Below are 19,167 nucleotides of genomic sequence, written 5' to 3'. Positions count from 1 at the left end.
GCCGGGCCTTTGGCTACCGCAACATGGATTACTTCAAACTCAAAATCATGCAGGTCTGTGGCTACCTGCGCTCTAGGGTCCTGGAGAGCCAGCCCTCAAGGACTTAAACTTTTTTGCAGATGAGGGAAATCGCAGACAACGGCCTGGGAACCGCCTGTTTTCACCACACCTAACACCCCAATTTTACAAGCAATATTCATCATCCATTTAGTTTTCAGCTGATTTGCCGATGGCCTTTGTAGGGTTAACTTTAGCAACAGTCGTAGCATCACTCAGGTTGGTGATTTGGTTATGAGGAAGGGACGACTAACCATTAGGACACGAAACACACTCAGCACGACTTTGCTGACTACGTGTAGCTTTGCCACCGTGCTTGGTGCGGGTCATGCTTTGGGGCAGACAGGTCCAGGCGCCATGCTTAAGCCATTTAATTGGAACCGTAGCCCTAAAATATCCTGCTCGGGACTTGTCGGTGGCACCTGGGTCGATGTACCTGGTGACAACATATACGGAACGACTGATTTTTGTATTCAAAAGTATGCAGCCTCAAATGTCGGCGGTGCCCCCACGGCGCAACCGGGTACGGTACCTTGGGTAAACATCAGTCAAACTACGGCGGCTAGCACCTGCAGTAGTCTCGGCAACGGTTATCACCTCCTGACTAATCCTGAGTTCATGACCATCGCAGCCAGCATCGCCCGTACGCCGAGTAATTGGAGCGGTGGGGCCATTGGTAGCGGCACTCTGGTGCAGGGCAATATCGGCGGTGTCACATCCGCTGGCTGCGCTGCCGATGCTAACGACGCCAACGCCTATGTGAACAGTAGCTGCACGGCAAGCAACGCAGGCACCTTTGCCAATCGGCGGACGCAGTTTCTTTCAACTGGGCGGGTGATTTGGGATTTCGTTGGCAACATCATGCATAACATCAACTATACAAACCTGAGCGATAAACCCGGAGCCACCAATTCATGGTACGAGTTTACGGACCCAGCGCTAGCTACCGGGACTGCAACTTTGCCGCGGACTCAATTAGTTCCAGTGTCGAGTACGCAGAGCTGGTGGAACGATAACTGGAATTCGACGCAGCGGGTGGGACAGTTTTTTCCCGCTCCGAATGGCAGCGGTGGTGCTATGTATCGCGGCGCTGCCTTCCCAAGCGGTAGCTTGACAAGCGGTCTTTTTACTGCAGCGATGGATAACACCCCTACCCTAGCGGGAACGCACTACGGCATCCGTTGCGCATGGACTCCAGGCGAGTGCACGGGGCTGGCTGGCGGCAACTGGGTCAAGGTTCCCGGTGACCCGGACTTTGGCACCAGTGAATTCTGTGTCCAAAAATACCCAGCCTCCAACGTCAGCGGTATCGCGACAGCTCAAGCTGGCCAGGCGCCTTGGGTTAACGTCAGCTTTACTGCAGCTAAAGCCGCATGCGCAGCGCTTGGGACAGAATACCACCTGATCACCAATCCAGAATGGATGACCATCGCCACCAATATTGCACGCACCCCGAGCAACTGGAGCGGTGGAGTAGTTGGTAATGGTACGCTCTCCCGAGGTAATAGCGGCAGTGTCACCACTGCGGCCTGCGCAGCATCTGCAAACGACACCAACGCCTACGTCGATAGCAACTGCGTGGGGCAAAATACGGGCACGTTCAGTTTGAGGCGCACGCAAAATTTGGCCAGCGGCAATGTCATTTGGGACGTTGGTGGAAACCTCTGGCAGTGGGTAGATTACGTCAACACCAGTGACAAACCAGGGGCTGGCACGACAGTACAGGAGCTGACAGCATTTGCTGGGACTATCAGTACCCCCATCAACAACCTTTTACCCGTCAGCCCGTACCAAAGTTGGTGGACCAACACCTGGAATTCAAACAAAAACGCGGGACAATACTACGCAGGTACCAACGGCACCGGTGGCTATATGTGCCGCGGAGGACGCTTCGACACTGGAGTAATGGCTGGCCCCTTCGCAACCGCCTTAGATTCACTCGCAAGCCGCACCTGGGATGGTATTGGGTTTCGCTGCGTCCACTCACCTACAGGTCCGCAGTCGATCAGTAGTTTAAGGCTTTGGCTGAAGGCCGAGACCCTCACTGGCACGGCCGACGGGACGGCTATTTGGACTTGGAAAGATCAAAGCGGTAACGGCTTTGACTTAAGCCAAAGCACTGCGGCCAATCGACCGACGTTTAAAATGGGACAGATTAACGGAAGGCCAGCAGTCAGATTTAATGGCTCAACCAACTACATGCAGGTCGCGTTCACTGGATCAATCACTAGCAAGACCATGTTTGTAGTTGCTAAACTCGGCACACTGACCCCCAGTGGAGCAGCCTATGGTGGAGCAGCGGTCACTGTGCAATCAGCCGATGGTTATACCTTCGATGCAATTGTTTACAACGAGTACACGGTGAAGCGCTGGATGAACGGGTCGGATGGATTTACGCGCACACCGTCAATGGTGTCCCCCACCGACGAGACCAGCATCGGTCCGCACATTGTCACCATCAGGTCGACCACCTCAGATTATGCACTCTATCGCAACGGTCAGCTCCTGCAGTCGACAACTACCTACTCACCGCCGACCATAACGAACGGCACCTTCAACCTCAGTGCACGCCACATCATCAACGGTACTCCGGTTAGTAACGGCTACTTCAACGGCGATATTGCCGAGGTCATTGTCTACGACCGCGCCCTGACCGAGGTCGAACGACAAAGGGTCGAGGCCTATTTGCGCACGAAATATGGCCTCTAAGGTCAAAATCGGTACGAAATTTCTACCCCTAATGTCGTGTACAAGGATCGGTAATTACGAAGGAAAAAAAATGATTTCCCGTAGTGCTTAAGTTTTAACCGGGACCTCCGAATGCGTAGGTAGGAGCCAGTGGGCGTAACACTGGAGCCGCAGGTGAGGAGGGGCCATGCAACTTGCTGGTACCACAGGAAAATTCCAGTCGATGCGGCGCAACCTGCTGCACGCACTGGTCTTTTGCCTCCTGGCCAGCCTTGCTCCCATGGCTCGTGCCGCCGAGGTTTTACCTCTGAGTTACTCTGGGCGGCTGACCAATGAGAGCGGCGCACCGCTCGTTGGCCCGGTGGACTTGAGCGTGAGCTTCTGGTCCGCAGGAACTAACGGAACCCGACTAGGCCCCAATCTGATTTTGAGTGCTGTTAAGCTAAATCAGGGTGTGTTTACAGTAGCGTTAGAGCTCAGCCCAGCAGAGATTACTGCTGTCTTCGGTAACGGCAGTGAGCCAGTATTCGTTGAAGTGAGCGCAGCTGGTAAGACCTATCCGCGGCAAGAATTTCACTTGGTGCCTTTTGCCCTGCGCGTGCCTACAGACAATTCGCTATCATTTGACGCTAACGGACAGTTAGGACTCGCTCTAAAGAGCAACGCTGGGCCCAACCAGTTCCTTACGCGCGGTGCAAACGGTCAGTTCAGTTGGGCCAGTCCCTCGCTGGCTACTCTGAGTGCTGATGCAGCTAGTGGTGCACCCGCAAGTTTGGGGCAAGTGCTGACATTCGACGGAGCGAAGTGGGTTGCCGCGTCTCCGGGTGTTGCTGGATTCGGTGCAGGTGAAGGCGTCGTCGTCACTAACGCCGGGGGGACCTCGACCATCTCTCTCGCTGAAATTGGGACTTCTGGAACCTATACGAAAGTTACAACCAATCGGTACGGCCAAATAACTGCGGGCGCGACACTAACTGCTGCTGATATCCCAACGCTCGATGCTGCAAAGATTGGGACTGGTTTATTAGGTAGGGCCAACGGCGGTACCGGGGTGAACTCGACAGCCACGTTCCCAACCTCTGGCGTGATCGTAACCGAGGATGCCAGTCAGACACTCACCAACAAGAGCCTAACGGCAGCAAGTCTCACAGCAGCGATCATCACATCGGGCACGGTTGCTGGACATTCGCTTATCACTGGTGCCACAAACATCACCACTACCGGAAGCATCGGTGCTGCGTCTGCCACGCTTGGGGGCAACCTCACGCTAAACGGCAACGGCACAAACGCAAGTCGGTTAGTTTTAGGCGATAAAGGAACCGCAAATTTCGTCGCCCTGAAATCTGCCGACACTTTGAGCAGCTCAGTCGTCTGGACCTTACCACCCGCTGATGGTAGTGCCGGCCAAGTGCTATCTACCGATGGTAGTGGTGCACTCGGCTGGACGTCCGGCCTAGCGCCGACCGGTGCTGCGGGTGGCGATTTGGTTGGAAACTTTCCTAACCCCACTCTTGCTGCGACAGGTGTCACAGCTGGGACTTATGCCAAAGTTGTGACCGACACCAAAGGTCGTATCACCGCGGGGCTACCATTGGCCGTGGCCGACGTGCCCACACTACCAGCTAGTATCATCGGCTCTGGTGTTTTTGGTGTCGATAAAGGCGGCACAGGTGCCACAACGTTTACCAGTAACGGGGTGATGCTCGGCAATGGCAACGGCAATCTCATTAGCACTGCTGCCGGCAACGCCTACCAAATCCTCTCCGTACCTGCAGGTGGCGGTATACCCAGTTTTGCTGCTCTCAACTTAGCGCAATCCGCGGCCGTCACAGGACTACTGGCGACGACTAACGGTGGTACGGGAGTTAATTCCACGGCCACATTCCCCACATCCGGCGTGATCGTGACTCAGACCGCAGCTGAAACGCTTACTAATAAGACGCTGACTAGTCCCGTTGTTAACGCGGGGACGATCAGCGGCAATTCGCTCATCACAGGCGCAACGTCCATTGATACCGCTGGCACAGTCACCTCAAGTGCTAACACAGTCCGCGGTAATCTGACTGTTCAGGGCGACGGTACTTTAGCAAACAAGATTTTATTAAACGATAAAGGCACCACAAACTTTGTCGCCCTTAAAGCAGCCGACACCTTGTCCGCGTCCACAGTGTGGACACTTCCGTCCACCGACGGCACATCAGGACAAGTGCTCATGACTAACGGTAGCGGAGGCCTCGGGTGGACATCGGGTTTAGCACCTACTGGTGCTGCGGGTGGCGATTTGGTTGGAAACTTTCCTAACCCCACTCTTGCTGCGACAGGTGTCACAGCTGGGACTTATGCCAAAGTAGTGACCGACACCAAAGGCCGCATCACCGCGGGGCTACCATTGGCCGTGGCCGACGTGCCCACACTACCAGCCAGCATTATCGGCTCCGGTGTTTTTGGTGTCGATAAAGGCGGCACAGGTGCCACAACGTTTACCAGTAACGGGGTGATGCTCGGGAACGGCACCGGCAATCTCATCAGCACCGCGGCTGGTAATGCTTACCAAATCCTCTCCGTGCCTGCAGGTGGCGGTGTACCCAGTTTTGCTGCTCTCAACTTAGCGCAATCCGCTGCCGTCACAGGATTACTCGCGACGACTAACGGTGGTACGGGGGTGAGTTCCACGGCCACATTCCCGACATCGGGTGTAGTCGTTACTGAGACTGCCGGAGAGACGCTAACCAACAAGACGCTGACAAGTCCCGTTATTAATGCAGGTACAATTAGCGGGGCCTCACTAATCACTGGTACAGCGTCTATTGATACCACTGGTACGGTCACAACCTCTGCTGCAACGGTTAAAGGCAACATCACGGTGGTGGGTAACAGTACCACAGCTAATAAACTCGTCTTGAATGACCGCGGTAGTGCTAACTTCGTCGCTCTAAAATCGCCTGACACCCTCGGTGCATCGACCACTTGGACACTGCCATCTACCGATGGCACCAACGGTCAATTGCTTTCCACCAACGGCAGTGGCGTCATGTCTTGGGTATCTGGTGCCGCTCCCACTGGCAGCGCCGGAGGTGATTTGGTTGGAAACTTTCCAAACCCTACTCTTGCTGCGACAGGTGTCACAGCCGGGACTTATGCCAAAGTTGTGACTGACACCAAAGGCCGTATCACCGCAGGGCTACCACTAACGGCTGCTGATATTCCGTCTTTGCCAGCAAGCTCTATCGGCTCAGGCGTCATTGGCGTCGCTAACGGTGGTACCGGTGTATCGACGACACCCACGAACGGTCAAATACTCATAGGCAACGGAAGCGGCTATGCGCTCGGCACGATCACGGCAGGTACCGGGATAAACGTCACCAACTCTGCCGGAGTTGTGACTATCGCATCCACAATCGACACGACCAAAGTGAATAAAACCGGTGATACGATGACGGGATCCCTTACAGTAAGCGGCGGACCGATCATTGGTACCTATGTAGCGGGCACTACCACCACGATCGACTGGAAAGGCGGCAACATCCAATCGACGAATGCTGCCGCCGGTGCCATCACTTTTGTCGCCAATTCCATGGTGGACGGCGCCAACTACACGCTAGCACTCACCAACGCTACCGGCGGTAACTACACTTTCGCAAGCACTGGCCTTACCTTCTACTGCAATCCCGCGTGCCCCGTGGTTGTGACTCCAGGAAGCGATACTCTAGTCACTCTGATCAAGGCTGGCACTAAAGTCTACGCATCTTGGGTCAAGGACTTTAGCGCCGCCACCAGCGGTGGATCGGTCGGCATCAACGACAACATTGCTATCACAGGAACTTTAACAACCACCGGCAATGTCGGCATTGGTTCATCGACACCGGCTGCCAAGCTCGACGTTAACGGCACGATTAAGGGTGGTGGGGTATTGGCTGGGATGTGGCAATCTGCGCCGACCACTAACATCACAATTCAAACTGCGGCGGTCACCAAAGTGCCTGATTCAACGGTATCTTTTACACTCGATCGCCCTGCCACAATATACGCTCACTATTCAATGAACGCATCCCCGGGCAGTAATCCTGGTGCAGACTATGTAAGTACCATCATCAATATCGACGGTGTTTACTATCAGGGATCCGGCTCTCACTTTCATCCATATTGCAGCGGTGATTGTAACATCCAATTATCTGGTTCTGCCGTTGCCAATCTAAGCGCAGGTGCACATACCGCCGACATATACTGGTGGTGTGCCTCTTGTGGTGTAATGTGGTACAGCTCTCCAGGTTGGACCAGCGGATCACCTGCAACTCCAATCGGCGGCCGCACCCTCACCGTCATGGCGTTTTATCAGTGATCACACTGTGCTCGTCAGGTTCACGTAAGCCGGTCCATCAGTCGCCGCCTAATAGTATTCAGATGCTCGTCGACGAGCAGGGTACCGTCCCTAAAGACAGGCCTAAGCAGGTCACCAGTCACTTGATCGTCTAAGTTTAGGCCTTCTTTGCAGACTAGCCTTTGACCGTCGTCGATCACGGCGACACAACCTCTTTGCGACGTCTTGACACCGTTATCGGTCTTTGGTGCCTTAAAGAGTTGATACTCAGTACCATCAACAACACAAGCAGTGGACTTAAGCGCAAACCCAAACGTATCCCTGGTGTTGAGCTGATAGGTCAGCGAGCCAATGCCATAAACCATATTGGTCGAGGCGAATCCCTTATCTTTGAGTAGTTGGCTGATACGTTCGCATCGCTCCAAATTAATAGAATCGCCATATATGGCGCCTACATGCGGATCGAGTTCACGGTAACCTTTGGTGTTGTAAGTGCCGCCGAATATATCCCACAGGCACTCGACCAGACCCTTGCAGGCGTGCTCATCAGCTGCTTCAGGGTCGCCACAAATGATTTTAACCGGGTCCCCACTGTCGGGCCTGATCACCATTTTGCCGTTGCGAGCCATCACCAAATCTTTGATCTTCGGCAACACGACACTCACAATGTTCCAGAAATCCCATGTATCGGATACTATCGATACAAAGCCGGTTGGATATACTTTGGTTAAAAGCCTCCTGAAGACCTCCTCTTCGCTGCGACCGTTGGCACACATCACGCTATGCTCCGTCGCCGGAATGGAGGTGCCAACTAGGTCAGTTTCAATGTTGGCGTTGTAGTATTTTTCGGCGCGGTAAATTGCCGGAATCGTGTCAGTACCAACAAACGAAAGTAAATGACCGACGCCACTTAGCATCGAGCTGTGCAGACTACTCATACCCCGCATAGAAAAATCATGACCCTGAAAACTCACTAGGTCCAGATTGCCGCCAGTTTCCTCAGCGTACTTGGTTAGAATCTTACGGTATTGAAAGGCTAGCGTAGCGCTAGTGCACGCCTGCCACAGCTCGCAAGATGCCAAGGTCTCAATGTAGTTTGTCAGCCAAAAAAATCGTGGATCCGTGTTTCTGATCGTCAGCATGGGCACTCGAATCGGAACCAAGGTCCCCTCAGCAACCGACTTAATTTCAAGCGGCAAATAGCCTAGATCATGTAGGTCCTCGATATGCTGCGTGTACGGCCTCTCATGCCCAAGGGTGTATTTAATAACCCGAGCGTAGTCCCTAACCACATCTGCCATAGGGAGGCGAAAAAAATGCTCGTTGAAGAAATCAACGAGATACTCCTTGATAAAACCCTGCAGACCAAAGCTGACGACGTGGTCAATCGATTTGATACGAGACTCTCGTGGTGTCCACGTCGAGTAGACAGTTTCAGTTCCCTCCGGGTATTGCTCGCGATGACTAATTTTGTAGAAGTCGCAAAGTAACAAGGCACTCAATTGGGCGTTCATAGAATCTCCGTTCACCAGACTTTGAATCCGTCTCGGTTGTGCAACAGTGAGTTTGTCGTGTAGATGGTGTCTATTCCAGCGTTGTGTAGGACATCTTTACCCAATGAAAACAGGCCATGGGACACCACCAGATCAACTGCCGCGACCTGCTCAGCACGCAGTTTGGCAGCCACCTCGACAAAGGTTCTGCCGCCGTCGCATAGGTCATCGACGATGCAAATACGTGCACCCTTTATTTGATGCCCCATCGTATGGAGAGTATGAGCAGTGATCGCACCAGTCAGTTGATCTCTCACCTTCTCACACCAAACATAACGTGATCCATATGCTGACACATGCAGGTGATTATAGCGTTGCCACGCACCCTTATCTGGGAAGCAAATTAGGTCATGGTTAATGACCGATTTGTGAAAGGACTCAGCTGACTCGGATTCAAAAAAGCACTGCGAGTGTTGGTCAAAGACTCTCACCTTTTCAATACCAGCCTCACGGATCAATTTATCTAGCAGATGAACTGCCCAAGTACTGCTGTTGCTTACGGGCTTATCCTGGCGAGCGTAGGGTAAATAAGGCGCATGCAGTTCAATGCGGGATCCGTAGAGAGACCGCAAAAGGTAGACAAGCTGCAAGAGCTGCGCAAGCTCATGCTCACCCTCAAACAGCCAAAGTACGCGCAGATTTGAAAGATCATTGCCGTGAGTGTCATCTACCTGCCAGACTTGGCTGGTTTTGTCTGGGAAGATCGTCGTTTTAAATGTGATTTCCTGGCTTTTGCTAAATAGTTTGAGCATCGACAAAGCCCTCGCCTAGATCGGTACGTTCAGAGGCAATACAAAGGTCACGCTGTGGCTAGCCTCTTGCCATTTAAACTCACAAGATTAGCGGTGACACTGACCGGAATTATATGTTTGCGACGAGATACATTAATAATCTTGGCTTTAATGATTCTGTGTATTGATACGACCGCCACAAACGAGTCAGATCGGGTTGTTTGTAAATCATCTGATTCAAGTGCGGCCGCAGTCAAAGCTTCTGCCGCTTCTTTTAAGGGGGCCAAGACAAAACGGAGTGGGAGCGTCGGAGCCGGCAGACGATACTTTGGAAACCGGCATCGACTCGGTCCTTCAGCAAAAAATTTGCTGAGATCATCGAGGTTAGAAGGCTCGCCTTGCTCACCGAGACCACTCAAGTAGCTTTTTAGGGAAGTAAGGTAGCCACCTAGTTCGTGGATCTTCTTTACAGCCGAGGCGTAAGACATTTGCGTCAGGGCTAGTACAAAAAGTAGCCGCGAGATTGGGGCCCTAAGGAGGTAAACGGGATTTTTTAAGGTAGCGGCAAACTTGTTCAAACTCGGGCGTCTCATATCTCATCCTAACCACACAGGAGAGCCGAAAAGGCATCGTTGATAAAACCCGTACAGCAAGTTGCGTGCCATTTCTTCAGGGAGCCCAATTAGTCTATTTATTACGGTGCGTTATCTTCAATCGCCGCGAAACCTAGCCTACCCCGCCGGCGGTTTCAAACCTGTACTACCGGCAGGGGTAAATAATCATTTTGATACCAGCGCCAGACCGTCACGGCGCTTTATTGGCCAGCACACTGTGCTCGTCACGGATCTGCTCGAGATCGCTGATGATGGCCTTACCATCAAGCTGACCATCTCTGGTGAACTGCTTTAAGTATTCAGCTATGTCTACGGTAGTCAGCCTAAGCTGCAGGCGCTTTCTGAAGCGTAAGTGATGGAGCCCACCGCTGACCGCGATAAGCATCTTGCCGTGACCGAGAAGCTGCAGAACGTCGACGATACCGCCCCGCACTGTCATGGGTTTACCGTGCTTGTCCAGCCCGTTAGGACGCTTCATTCGGCCCTCAGGGAGAAAGAGCATGACGGCATTTGGATCAATCTGGTCCAGAAACTGCTGCCAGCTCTCATCGCGTTTACGTGTGAGCGCGATTACCTGGGGTGCCAGAATGCGAAATAATCTGCCCGCTATAGGACGATTCATAGTCAGATCGGCGGCAGGAAACATACCGCGACTGGCAATACGCCATAGAAATCCGACCGGTAAAACTGCCGCAAATATGGGCTCAAGGAGGCTCGTATGATTCAAAATCACAGCAAGCCTAATATCGCTCCAGTTACGACGCTCCGGCTTAGGACCAAACCAGGCGACGTCGAAGCGAAAGTACAGAAGACTAATCATCTTAATCTTCATGAGCACAAGAAAACGGATGAAGCTCATACCCACCACCAATGAAGCGATCCAGACCCGATTCGATCTGGACATGACCCGATTCCCGCACCATAGTACTTGAGATGGATCGGTCACTAAACGGGAGTTTAGCCCTATGAGTCTATGGACACTCATATTGCCCGGCGCAGGCGCAGTGGGCCTGATGATGGTGGTGATTTGGTACCTAGGGGTCCGCCACCATGATGTCAGCTTCGTCGACCGGGTGTGGGGTCTAGGATTTGTGTTAGCCATGGCAGGGTACTGCTGGCAAGCAGGAGAGCTCGACCCTAGAAGTGGCCTGACCTTGGCCTGCGTCGCCCTCTGGGGGATACGTCTATCTTGGTATCTCCATCGCCGTAATAGTGGCCAGGGCGAGGACCCACGCTACACGGCCATGCGTAACAAAATTGGGCCCAGTTTTGTTTGGAAGAGTTTCCTCCGCGTCAACCTCCTCCAAGCAACGATACTCCTGATAGTCTCGACCCCTCTAGCGGTGATTGCCGGCGGCGGCGGAGACGCCTTTCCCACCGTATTTGATATCATAGGGTTCGCCGTATTCGCTTTGGGTCTTGGATTTGAGGTCATCGGCGATGCCCAGCTCAAGACCTTTAAGGCTAATCCGCAAAACCGTGGCCAGGTGCTCCGCAGTGGCCTTTGGGGTCTGACGCGCCACCCCAATTATTTTGGCGACAGCCTACTGTGGTGGGGCTTCGGTATCATCAGCCTTTCCTGCCCCGGTGGTTACTGGACCTTAGTCGGTCCAGCATTGATGACATTCCTACTGCGGCGTGTCTCAGGTGTGACGTTGCTTGAAGCCGATCTTGTGAGGCGTAAGCCTGGATACGCAGCCTACGTGGCTGAGGTACCACCGTTTTGGCCGCGACTATTACCACGCCGCTCAGCTAAGGAGTAACGAGAAGTGATAAACAGAAGATCTGTGGCACTCACAGCGCTGTTATACGTGACCACCGCAATGCCGCCTGCAGTGGCTCAGCAGCTCAGTGTGGCCGATTTTTACAACCAAACATCTCTCGCCAATATGAAAGAGATGGTAGAGAAATTCTACGCGTCGGACTGCGTCTTTGAGGATCCAGTCACGCATCTTGAGGGTCGGGATAAGCTCCTCAGCTACTACCGCCATATGTATGAGGGTGTGAGCAAGATCCGTTTTGAATTGGCGACCCAGGTACGCCAGGGCGACGAGGGCTTCGCCTCCTGGACGATGTATCTCAACACGCCCAAACTTGAAGACGGCGAGACCGTTACGGTTAAAGGTGTGTCGCAGTTTCGTTACCGCGGTGACTTGGTGGTCTACCACCGTGATTACTTTGACCTAGGTGAAATGGTCTATGAGCACGTCCCAGTCGTGGGATGGCTCACGCGTAAGGTTAAGGCTCGTTTAGGTGATCACGAATCCTAAGGATTGGGACTCGCCATCAACACACCTTCCACTTCCGTCTTGCGCCCTCGGTTGTCCAGGGTTTCTAGACGCATCTCGAAGCCGTCCCCAAGGGTCATGTCAAACTGCAGTGGCGCCAGACCAAAGCTATAGCCCTGAAGCTTACTTACAAGGTTAACAGACTCCCAGTTTGACTTGCCAACAGCGCGGTACTTCAACTGGACGCTTACCAGCTTACTTACTGCAAGATCCGCCAGTGCTCGCGGCAGTTCATTCGCTTCAGCAACCTTGCGGAAAAAGGGCTGTCCGGAAGAATCGCGGCTAGCTATCTTGTCACGCAGGATAGATTCATCACCTATCAGCATAATCGGTGCGATCATAACACCGTCAGCCTTGAGTGCCCATGCCTCGCGGACTCCATCACGAACCGTAGGGATACCGTCAGTGACAAAGTAGATTTCTCGTTGCACATGCGTCCGTCCAAACTTATCGAGCATCTTACCTGCAGTAGACAAAGCAGCAGCGTAATCTGTCTCACCGTCTGCAGCACAAAGGACGTTGGCAATCGGGCGACGCGTCGATGATTCCAAATCAGCAAATAGAGTTGCCCCATTCGTATGGAACTCGCTCGACTTGGCAGTGACTCTGGAATTAAAGGTAATCAAGCTGACGCGCGCTGAGCCATCGGCGGGCAATTTGGCGAGAACGTGGCGCACGGCCTCCATGCGTCCGCAAGAACCATTGCGCATCGGATCGTGGTTGAATCCATCGCCCGTTCCTGGACCCATGGATCCCGTTACGTCAACCACCAGCACAATCTCGCGCGGCGTCGGAGCAGGTTCACAGACGGTGCCACTGAAGGTTACCGCGAGCTTCGATGCCTGACCCAAAGTAACCGCATGCCGCCCGCCACCAACTATGGCCCCTGAGTCTAAGGCGGTATGCTGACACGGTAGACGCCACTGTATGCTCAAGGTATCAAGACCAGGTACCGCACTAGGATCACGAGGTCCCTCCGGGCCCGCGGTGTCGGGGATGTCCCTACTACCGGAACCCTGCCGCGGACCGTTTCCTTTGCGCGCATCGCCGCTATCATCTTTTTCAGCGCCACCGGGTGCCTTAGCCGTGTCGTGGGTAGTGGCTTGCAGTGCCTCGCCACGCGTCGCACTATCCGCAGTCTCTTGTTCCACACGCTTAAAGGTCATGGGGCCCTCGCCACACGCCACCATGCCAGCCAGACCCAAGACTATCAGGGACCAATCGCGAACATTGAGGCGGCGTGACTGTTTAAGACCGGACATGACTAACCTCCAAACGCTGCAGTTCCGCTAAACTTGGATGCGCTAACCTAAGTCGCTAAAGACTATGACGCATCGACCGATACCAAGTCTTGCATCGCCTAAATCTTGGACAGCCTTTAGAATTAGGGCCGCCTTGCGTCTTAAACCTGGAATTCGCCGAACTTTTTTTTGTCTACGCCACCGGCGTCGTGCACCAGTTGACCCGACTCTGGAGAGGACCATATAATTTTAGTGATGCTACAAAAATCGCAAAACAAATTGAGAGTTCAGGGGCTTCCCCAGCAATTGTCGATGTCCGCCACTGTCGGCCCATGGTTGGCTGGGATATTGGTATTTCTGGCTTTTTTTCACGGCAATTTTTGCCTCGCTAAGCCTCAGCGCATATTGTCAGCAACACTGGCGAGTGACGAAATGCTCACCGCCATCTTGGCAGCATCGTGCGAGCCGCGACCGTGCCAATCGGCACTTGCCAGATTGGTGGCTGTCTCGCGATTTGCTGATGATCAGCGCTACAGCAACATCACCGCAATGGCGAGCGGCATCAAGGGCCGCTTTCACGGTGACGTCGAGCAGGTTGTGAGGTTCAAACCAGATCTCGTTATCCTAGCAAGCTTTAGTCGCCCCGAAATTATCAGTAGGCTGCAGAGTATGCAGATCGCGAAATTTATGATGACCGATCTCGTGAGCATAGAGGCGATTGAGTCTACCATTAAATCATTGGGCGAACGTATTGACGAGCCAGAGGCTGCAGCTAAAGTCGTGACCGAGATGAAATCTTCACTCGCATTAGCCTCAGAAAAAGGGGAAAAAACACGAGCGCAACCGAGCGTACTGCATATCTACGATGATGGAACAATTAGCGGACGAAATACTTTATTCGACGCGATCTCCACCGCAGCGGGCGCCACCAATGCAGCTCACGATCTCGTTAACGGCTGGCAAAAATTAAGTGTCGAAGCTCTACTTAACCTAAACCCAAGCTTCATCGTCGTTGGCGGTACACCCAACACCAGTCGTGACGAGGAGTCAGCCAAACTCAAAGCCATACCAGGCATTAGTAAGCTTGCCGCGTGGAGCGCCGGACGTATCATCGTGATTCCAGACTCTGAGCTCGCAGCAGTCTCACCGCATATCACCAAAGCCGTTGCCAAACTCAAGTCTGCTCTAAAAAACGAACCACCAGTCACCGAGGCTCAGGCCAAATGATGCCACACCGTAAACAATCGGTTTGGATCATCAGCATTGTGACCTTAGCTGTCGTTGTGGTGGCAAGTTTGATTTTTGGCGGATCGGTACTAAATTGGGATGATCTTACCCTCGGATTTACCAACCACCTGGGTGGAGCCGCAACAACCGAGTCTGCCTCCATGGCTTGGACGATCCTGACTGAGCTGAGGATCCCGCGTGCACTGACTGCAGCACTTGTGGGCAGCGCTCTAGCAGTAGCAGGCGTGCTCGCCCAGGGCTTATTCCGGGAGAACTTGGCAAGCCCAACGGTACTAGGCACCGAGGCTGGCGGTAGTATCGCGGCAGCTATTGCCTTCATGCTCGGCTGGGCTCACGAGAATCCGTTACTTTTGCCCTTAGCTGCATTTGCCGGTGCCATCGCTACGACCCTCATGGCATTGGGCATTGCCAAGCGCTCACAGTCACAGGATTCCATCACGAGCTCAACTACGCATATCATGCTCTCGGGTTTTGCCATTAACGCACTTCTAGGTGCAGGGACATCTTACCTCATCACGATGACACTGGAAGAACCAGGACGCAGTGGTCGGGCCCTATCGTTCCTCATTGGGGGCCTGGCAGCCAAAGGCTACGAGCACGTGATCATCGCTGGCGTGACGCTTAGCATGGGACTGATCGCTGGTCTCAAAGTCGCTGCAGCACTGGACGTCTTAGGCCTCGGAGAAGACACGGCTCAGTCGCTGTCCATCGACCTTCAGCGTCTACGGCGACATACCATTGCGGTCATAGGCATATTAGTAGCAGGCGCTGTGGCTGCTGCTGGCGCCTTACCATTTGTTGGACTCATCGTCCCGCACATCGCCAGACGTCTAATTGGAGCCAGTCACCGCGGCCTCGTGGCACTTGCGGCTGTGCAGGGAGCAACATTGGTAGTGGCAGCTGACCTTGCCGCAAGATGGCTCAGGGCACCTATTGAACTCCCAGCTAGCATCCTCACTTCAGCCCTGGGTGCGACATTTTTCCTCCTATTGCTGGCCCGTCCAAGTAAAGGAGGATCAGAATGAGTGCTAATCGCTCACTTGGTGTCAAAGACGTCAGCTGCGTCATAGCAAATCACCGCAGCTTAGATCAGATCAGCGCCATGCTTGATCCCGGCAAAATCACGGCGCTCATAGGCCCCAACGGTGCCGGCAAATCAACTCTCCTCAAAGTCCTGGCCGGCATCATCAGCCCAAGCACTGGAGAGGTTGTGGGGCGCGGTACGACTGCCCTCGAGCACAGCAAGATCTGCACGTGGCTCCCCCCCACGACGCAAGTCGCCTTCGACTACACTGTGTTTGAAGTGGTGCGCATGGGCCTCTTCCCGTGGCACCAAGGACGCCCCACGCGCCGTCACGACGAGTTAACTATGGCCGCACTCACAGGGCTTTGTGCCCACGAGCTCGCCAGCCGCAGCATTATGCAACTATCGAGCGGCGAGAAACAACGCGTTATGCTGGCGCGCGCTCTAGTCGCACCGTCGTCCTATCTACTACTCGACGAGCCGCTCACTAATTTGGACCTACAAACCAGCTACATGATGCTCGAAATCCTAAAGGCACGGGCCAAAAGCGGCACGGGCATCATCATATCGCTCCATGATATAGCGCTAGCCTCGGAACTCACAAATGACTTCGTATGCTTGCATCAGGGGCGATTGGTAGGTCACGGTAATCTCCATCAGGCACTTAGTGAAGGGTTGGCAGAGCGAGTGTTTGGTGTCCGTGCGTCGCATACTAGCGGCCGTTGGTTTATCAGTGGAGTGGCGGCGACTTAGGTATTATAGGGACTTTGCAAATTATGTTATGTTGGCCATAGCTATGAAAAATGTTCGATTAACAACACAAGAAATTGAGCAAATTATTGCCGCTGGCGTCACTACGCTTGGCGAGAACCTAAGAGAAGTTAGGCTATACGGATCTCGCTGTGACTTGGAAAAAGCAGGTGGAGACATTGATCTTATTTTTGAAATCCAGGAAGCATCAAACGATAAGTTTCTAGATATACAAAGACTACGCAGCGAACTCGTCAGAAGATTGGGAGAGCAAAAATTTGATATTCTGATCATCTGCGAAAATAAATACTTTAATAGTGAGCGAGAAAACAATTTTTACGAATTAATTTCCAAGAAAAGCAAAATACTTTGGACGACAAATGACTGATCCTATCATTAGACAACTAAAGATCGACCTAGATTTGGGCCGTAGAGCAGTCCATGTATTCAATCAAAGTACCATTAAATCAGAATCATTACTCAAAGAGGCCGGTAAACGGCAACTCACCGACGATGAACGAGAGAGCTTAGAAGCTCTTACCTCTCGCTATGGTCGCGCTCTCGACTTTTTAACTCAGAAATTGATGCGCACTATCGACCGGATCGAGTTGACCGACGACGGCAGTGTCCTTGATCGCATTAATCGATTCAAAAAGAGGCGCATCCTTCGCGATGAAATCAACTACGCTCTGCTCAAAGACCTTCGCAACCAAATCGTTCATGAATATATCATCGATGAAACTGACAGGGTGGTCACTGAGGTCCTAAATTTCGCTCCACTACTAATAGAGATGTTTGCTAAGGCTGAAGAGTACTGCCGCGCAAAGGGCTTTATCTCGTAGCTACTTATGTTGATTAGATCATGAGAATAACTCACCCTGATCCACCTTTAACAACGACAAATCCCTAGGTGACTGCTCCATGATTCGTTCTGCCCTCCTGACCATCATCATTGCGGCCCTCACATCCTCCTGCGCTCTACGACGCGGCAGCAGCAAGCCTAAAGTTACCAACGGTAAGCGTACGACTCAGTACCCTGCCGTTGTGGAAATTAGAAACGGCACGAGCAGATGCACAGGCACGTTTATCAGACCTAACACCCTCATCACTGCGGCCCACTGCGTGAGCAACCGGGAGCTTCCGATATTCGTCCCCGCCCTAAATGTTGCGAGTAACAATGTCGTGGTACATCCGGACTATACGGGAGGCCCCGCCATGCCTCCTCACGATCTGGCATTTGTCTTCTTTCCTGATGATGTTGGCGATCAAACGCTCAGCATTAAACTAGATCCGGCGGCGGAGGGCGACCCCGTTCAGCTGATTGGCTTTGGAGACAATCAGTATTTTGAGGGAACCGACTCAGCTGGATCCGGCATCAAACGTATCGGCACCAATCAAATTGAAAAAGTTGAAAATGGTGCCATTGCATTACTAGGTCAGACTGGTGCCAATGCTACCGATGCGACTAGTCCAGATGGCACGCGCTCAGCTTTAGGATCGGGTGACTCGGGTGGACCATTACTAAGCAAAAAAGGCGACGTTATAGGGATCGCAGCCTTTGTGAAGCGTGAGTCTGCCAACGACGTTAGATCATACTACACGTCACTTGCAAGCGAGACTGCGTTCATCGAAAGTACACTTGCTAACAATGTAACGGTGGAACCGGCATCGTTTCTCAAAAAATGCAGGGACTCAATCAAAAGCCCCAGTGTAAAAACCATTATGCAACGATCAGGTGATGATGGTTCCTGTGACACAGCCTATGCCTACCTAGCAACTATTACCACTTTGACCCTATCGCCTGATGACACAGTCGCGCGTGAATTCGATCTCTCATTGATCGCTGATATTACCTGGCTCACCAATATCCAGGCCGACGGGGTTAAGCTCTCCAATTTCGATGCTATTGGTGGGATCACAAAGTTAGAGCGAGTGACGCTAAAAAACACGGGAGTCACGAACCTTAGTCCACTTGCGCATTCCTATAGCCTCATAGCTGTCACTGTCGATGAAAGCAACGATCTACCTACCAATAGTTTAGATGACCTGCCAAACTTAGCTGCGATCACTGTTAACGGTAAATCTATTTCCACCAAGAACTTTATGCGCGAGCGCATTCTCGGTGGAACTTGGGCACGTGAGTGTCATCGACCTGTAGATTCCTCGATTGACCAGTTTCTTCGCGAAGTGATTATGTATGATCCACAAATCAGTAGCATAGAATATGTCGGTCATCTTTACAGCGAGGCCGGGTGCACTAAGAAGCCATCCTTGACGATCAAAAACAATTATCTTGTAAGTAAGTTGATTCCTAACGCAGCAGATAAAACATTCAGCCTCGACATTGCGCCACAGTTATCGCGGCGCAGCCTAACTGTGTACGATGACAGCTGGATGCCATCTAAAATGAGAGATGCGATCCGCTCAGAATGCCGTTATGAGATCGGCAAACCCACGACGTCCTGCGAGTTTTATGGTTCGCTTTATCCATTCACCACGATAAGACGTGATGGCAAGCAACTACTTATTGGCATCAGCGCGGAAAACGGGAAACCAGACGGCAAGAGCGCTGCCGAGCGCTACACAAGAATCGATCCGAATCAGGTTTTGCAAATCTCTGATACGCCAAATTACAGTTATTTCAATAACTTTTAA

General features: G+C 52.7%; 15 protein-coding genes. 10 read left to right on the top strand and 5 right to left on the bottom strand.

Features of this window, described 5'->3' with window-relative positions:
- The first annotated feature begins 291 nt into the window (after positions 1-291).
- A complete protein-coding gene (locus tag FJ146_14305) occupies positions 292-2,766 on the top strand; it encodes a LamG domain-containing protein (GenBank protein MBM4253141.1) in 2,475 nt (824 codons plus the stop codon).
- A gap of 166 nt (positions 2,767-2,932) precedes the next feature.
- Positions 2,933-7,084 (top strand): hypothetical protein, encoded by a 4,152-nt coding sequence (locus FJ146_14300; protein ID MBM4253140.1) that lies wholly within the window; start codon positions 2,933-2,935, stop codon positions 7,082-7,084.
- A gap of 20 nt (positions 7,085-7,104) precedes the next feature.
- Here FJ146_14300 and FJ146_14295 read toward each other — a convergent pair whose 3' ends face one another.
- The 4 genes from FJ146_14295 to FJ146_14280 form a co-directional block, all read right to left on the bottom strand.
- Positions 7,105-8,577 carry a nicotinate phosphoribosyltransferase gene (locus FJ146_14295; GenBank protein MBM4253139.1) on the bottom strand — a complete coding sequence of 491 codons (1,473 nt, stop codon included), beginning with the start codon at positions 8,575-8,577 and terminating at the stop codon, positions 7,105-7,107.
- 11 nt (positions 8,578-8,588) lie between these two features.
- Entirely contained in the window at positions 8,589-9,368 is a 780-nt protein-coding gene (locus FJ146_14290) for a hypothetical protein (protein ID MBM4253138.1), read from the bottom strand.
- 47 nt (positions 9,369-9,415) lie between these two features.
- Positions 9,416-9,940 (bottom strand): hypothetical protein, encoded by a 525-nt coding sequence (locus FJ146_14285; GenBank protein ID MBM4253137.1) that lies wholly within the window; start codon positions 9,938-9,940, stop codon positions 9,416-9,418.
- 211 nt (positions 9,941-10,151) lie between these two features.
- On the bottom strand, positions 10,152-10,820 hold the full coding sequence (locus FJ146_14280) for a hypothetical protein (protein ID MBM4253136.1): 669 nt from the start codon (positions 10,818-10,820) through the stop codon (positions 10,152-10,154).
- Between the two features lie 106 nt (positions 10,821-10,926).
- On the opposite strand from FJ146_14280, the gene FJ146_14275 reads away from it, so the two are divergent.
- Entirely contained in the window at positions 10,927-11,724 is a 798-nt protein-coding gene (locus tag FJ146_14275) for a DUF1295 domain-containing protein (protein MBM4253135.1), read from the top strand.
- Between the two features lie 6 nt (positions 11,725-11,730).
- Positions 11,731-12,231, top strand: coding sequence for a nuclear transport factor 2 family protein (locus FJ146_14270; GenBank protein ID MBM4253134.1), 501 nt, complete (start codon positions 11,731-11,733; stop codon positions 12,229-12,231).
- Here the strand turns inward: FJ146_14270 and FJ146_14265 are convergent.
- Complete coding sequence (locus FJ146_14265; GenBank protein MBM4253133.1) at positions 12,228-13,511, bottom strand: VWA domain-containing protein; 1,284 nt, start codon at positions 13,509-13,511, stop codon at positions 12,228-12,230. The genes FJ146_14270 and FJ146_14265 overlap by 4 nt on opposite strands.
- A 231-nt stretch (positions 13,512-13,742) precedes the next feature.
- On the opposite strand from FJ146_14265, the gene FJ146_14260 reads away from it, so the two are divergent.
- The 6 genes from FJ146_14260 (at position 13,743) to FJ146_14235 (ending at position 19,167) form a co-directional block, all read left to right on the top strand.
- Positions 13,743-14,717, top strand: coding sequence for an ABC transporter substrate-binding protein (locus FJ146_14260; protein ID MBM4253132.1), 975 nt, complete (start codon positions 13,743-13,745; stop codon positions 14,715-14,717).
- Positions 14,714-15,763, top strand: coding sequence for an iron ABC transporter permease (locus tag FJ146_14255; GenBank protein ID MBM4253131.1), 1,050 nt, complete (start codon positions 14,714-14,716; stop codon positions 15,761-15,763). Before FJ146_14260 ends, FJ146_14255 begins: the two co-directional genes overlap by 4 nt.
- Positions 15,760-16,515, top strand: a complete 756-nt coding sequence (locus FJ146_14250) for an ABC transporter ATP-binding protein (GenBank protein ID MBM4253130.1) — start codon at positions 15,760-15,762, stop codon at positions 16,513-16,515. Before FJ146_14255 ends, FJ146_14250 begins: the two co-directional genes overlap by 4 nt.
- Positions 16,457-16,900 (top strand): hypothetical protein, encoded by a 444-nt coding sequence (locus FJ146_14245; protein MBM4253129.1) that lies wholly within the window; start codon positions 16,457-16,459, stop codon positions 16,898-16,900. Before FJ146_14250 ends, FJ146_14245 begins: the two co-directional genes overlap by 59 nt.
- Positions 16,893-17,354 (top strand): hypothetical protein, encoded by a 462-nt coding sequence (locus FJ146_14240; GenBank protein MBM4253128.1) that lies wholly within the window; start codon positions 16,893-16,895, stop codon positions 17,352-17,354. Before FJ146_14245 ends, FJ146_14240 begins: the two co-directional genes overlap by 8 nt.
- 79 nt (positions 17,355-17,433) lie before the next feature.
- Positions 17,434-19,167: a S1 family peptidase gene (locus tag FJ146_14235; protein MBM4253127.1), complete on the top strand. Its 1,734-nt coding sequence runs from the start codon at positions 17,434-17,436 to the stop codon at positions 19,165-19,167.

The organism is Deltaproteobacteria bacterium (genome assembly GCA_016874735.1).
Lineage (GTDB): Bacteria > Bdellovibrionota_B > Oligoflexia > Oligoflexales > CAIYRB01 > CAIYRB01.
The sequence above is the reverse complement of the archived record's forward strand: the minus strand, read 5'-3'. Positions and strand labels throughout refer to the sequence as shown.

What these genes read in the sequence shown, in the direction of transcription:
- FJ146_14305 (MBM4253141.1), top strand. Translation starts at nt 292, where the DNA reads ATGAGGAAGGGACGACTAACCATTAGGACACGAAACACACTCAGCACG.
- FJ146_14300 (MBM4253140.1), top strand. Translation starts at nt 2,933, where the DNA reads ATGCAACTTGCTGGTACCACAGGAAAATTCCAGTCGATGCGGCGCAAC.
- FJ146_14295 (MBM4253139.1), bottom strand. Translation starts at nt 8,577, where the DNA reads ATGAACGCCCAATTGAGTGCCTTGTTACTTTGCGACTTCTACAAAATT.
- FJ146_14290 (MBM4253138.1), bottom strand. Translation starts at nt 9,368, where the DNA reads ATGCTCAAACTATTTAGCAAAAGCCAGGAAATCACATTTAAAACGACG.
- FJ146_14285 (MBM4253137.1), bottom strand. Translation starts at nt 9,940, where the DNA reads ATGAGACGCCCGAGTTTGAACAAGTTTGCCGCTACCTTAAAAAATCCC.
- FJ146_14280 (MBM4253136.1), bottom strand. Translation starts at nt 10,820, where the DNA reads ATGAGCTTCATCCGTTTTCTTGTGCTCATGAAGATTAAGATGATTAGT.
- FJ146_14275 (MBM4253135.1), top strand. Translation starts at nt 10,927, where the DNA reads ATGAGTCTATGGACACTCATATTGCCCGGCGCAGGCGCAGTGGGCCTG.
- FJ146_14265 (MBM4253133.1), bottom strand. Translation starts at nt 13,511, where the DNA reads ATGTCCGGTCTTAAACAGTCACGCCGCCTCAATGTTCGCGATTGGTCC.
- FJ146_14255 (MBM4253131.1), top strand. Translation starts at nt 14,714, where the DNA reads ATGATGCCACACCGTAAACAATCGGTTTGGATCATCAGCATTGTGACC.
- FJ146_14250 (MBM4253130.1), top strand. Translation starts at nt 15,760, where the DNA reads ATGAGTGCTAATCGCTCACTTGGTGTCAAAGACGTCAGCTGCGTCATA.
- FJ146_14240 (MBM4253128.1), top strand. Translation starts at nt 16,893, where the DNA reads ATGACTGATCCTATCATTAGACAACTAAAGATCGACCTAGATTTGGGC.
- FJ146_14235 (MBM4253127.1), top strand. Translation starts at nt 17,434, where the DNA reads ATGATTCGTTCTGCCCTCCTGACCATCATCATTGCGGCCCTCACATCC.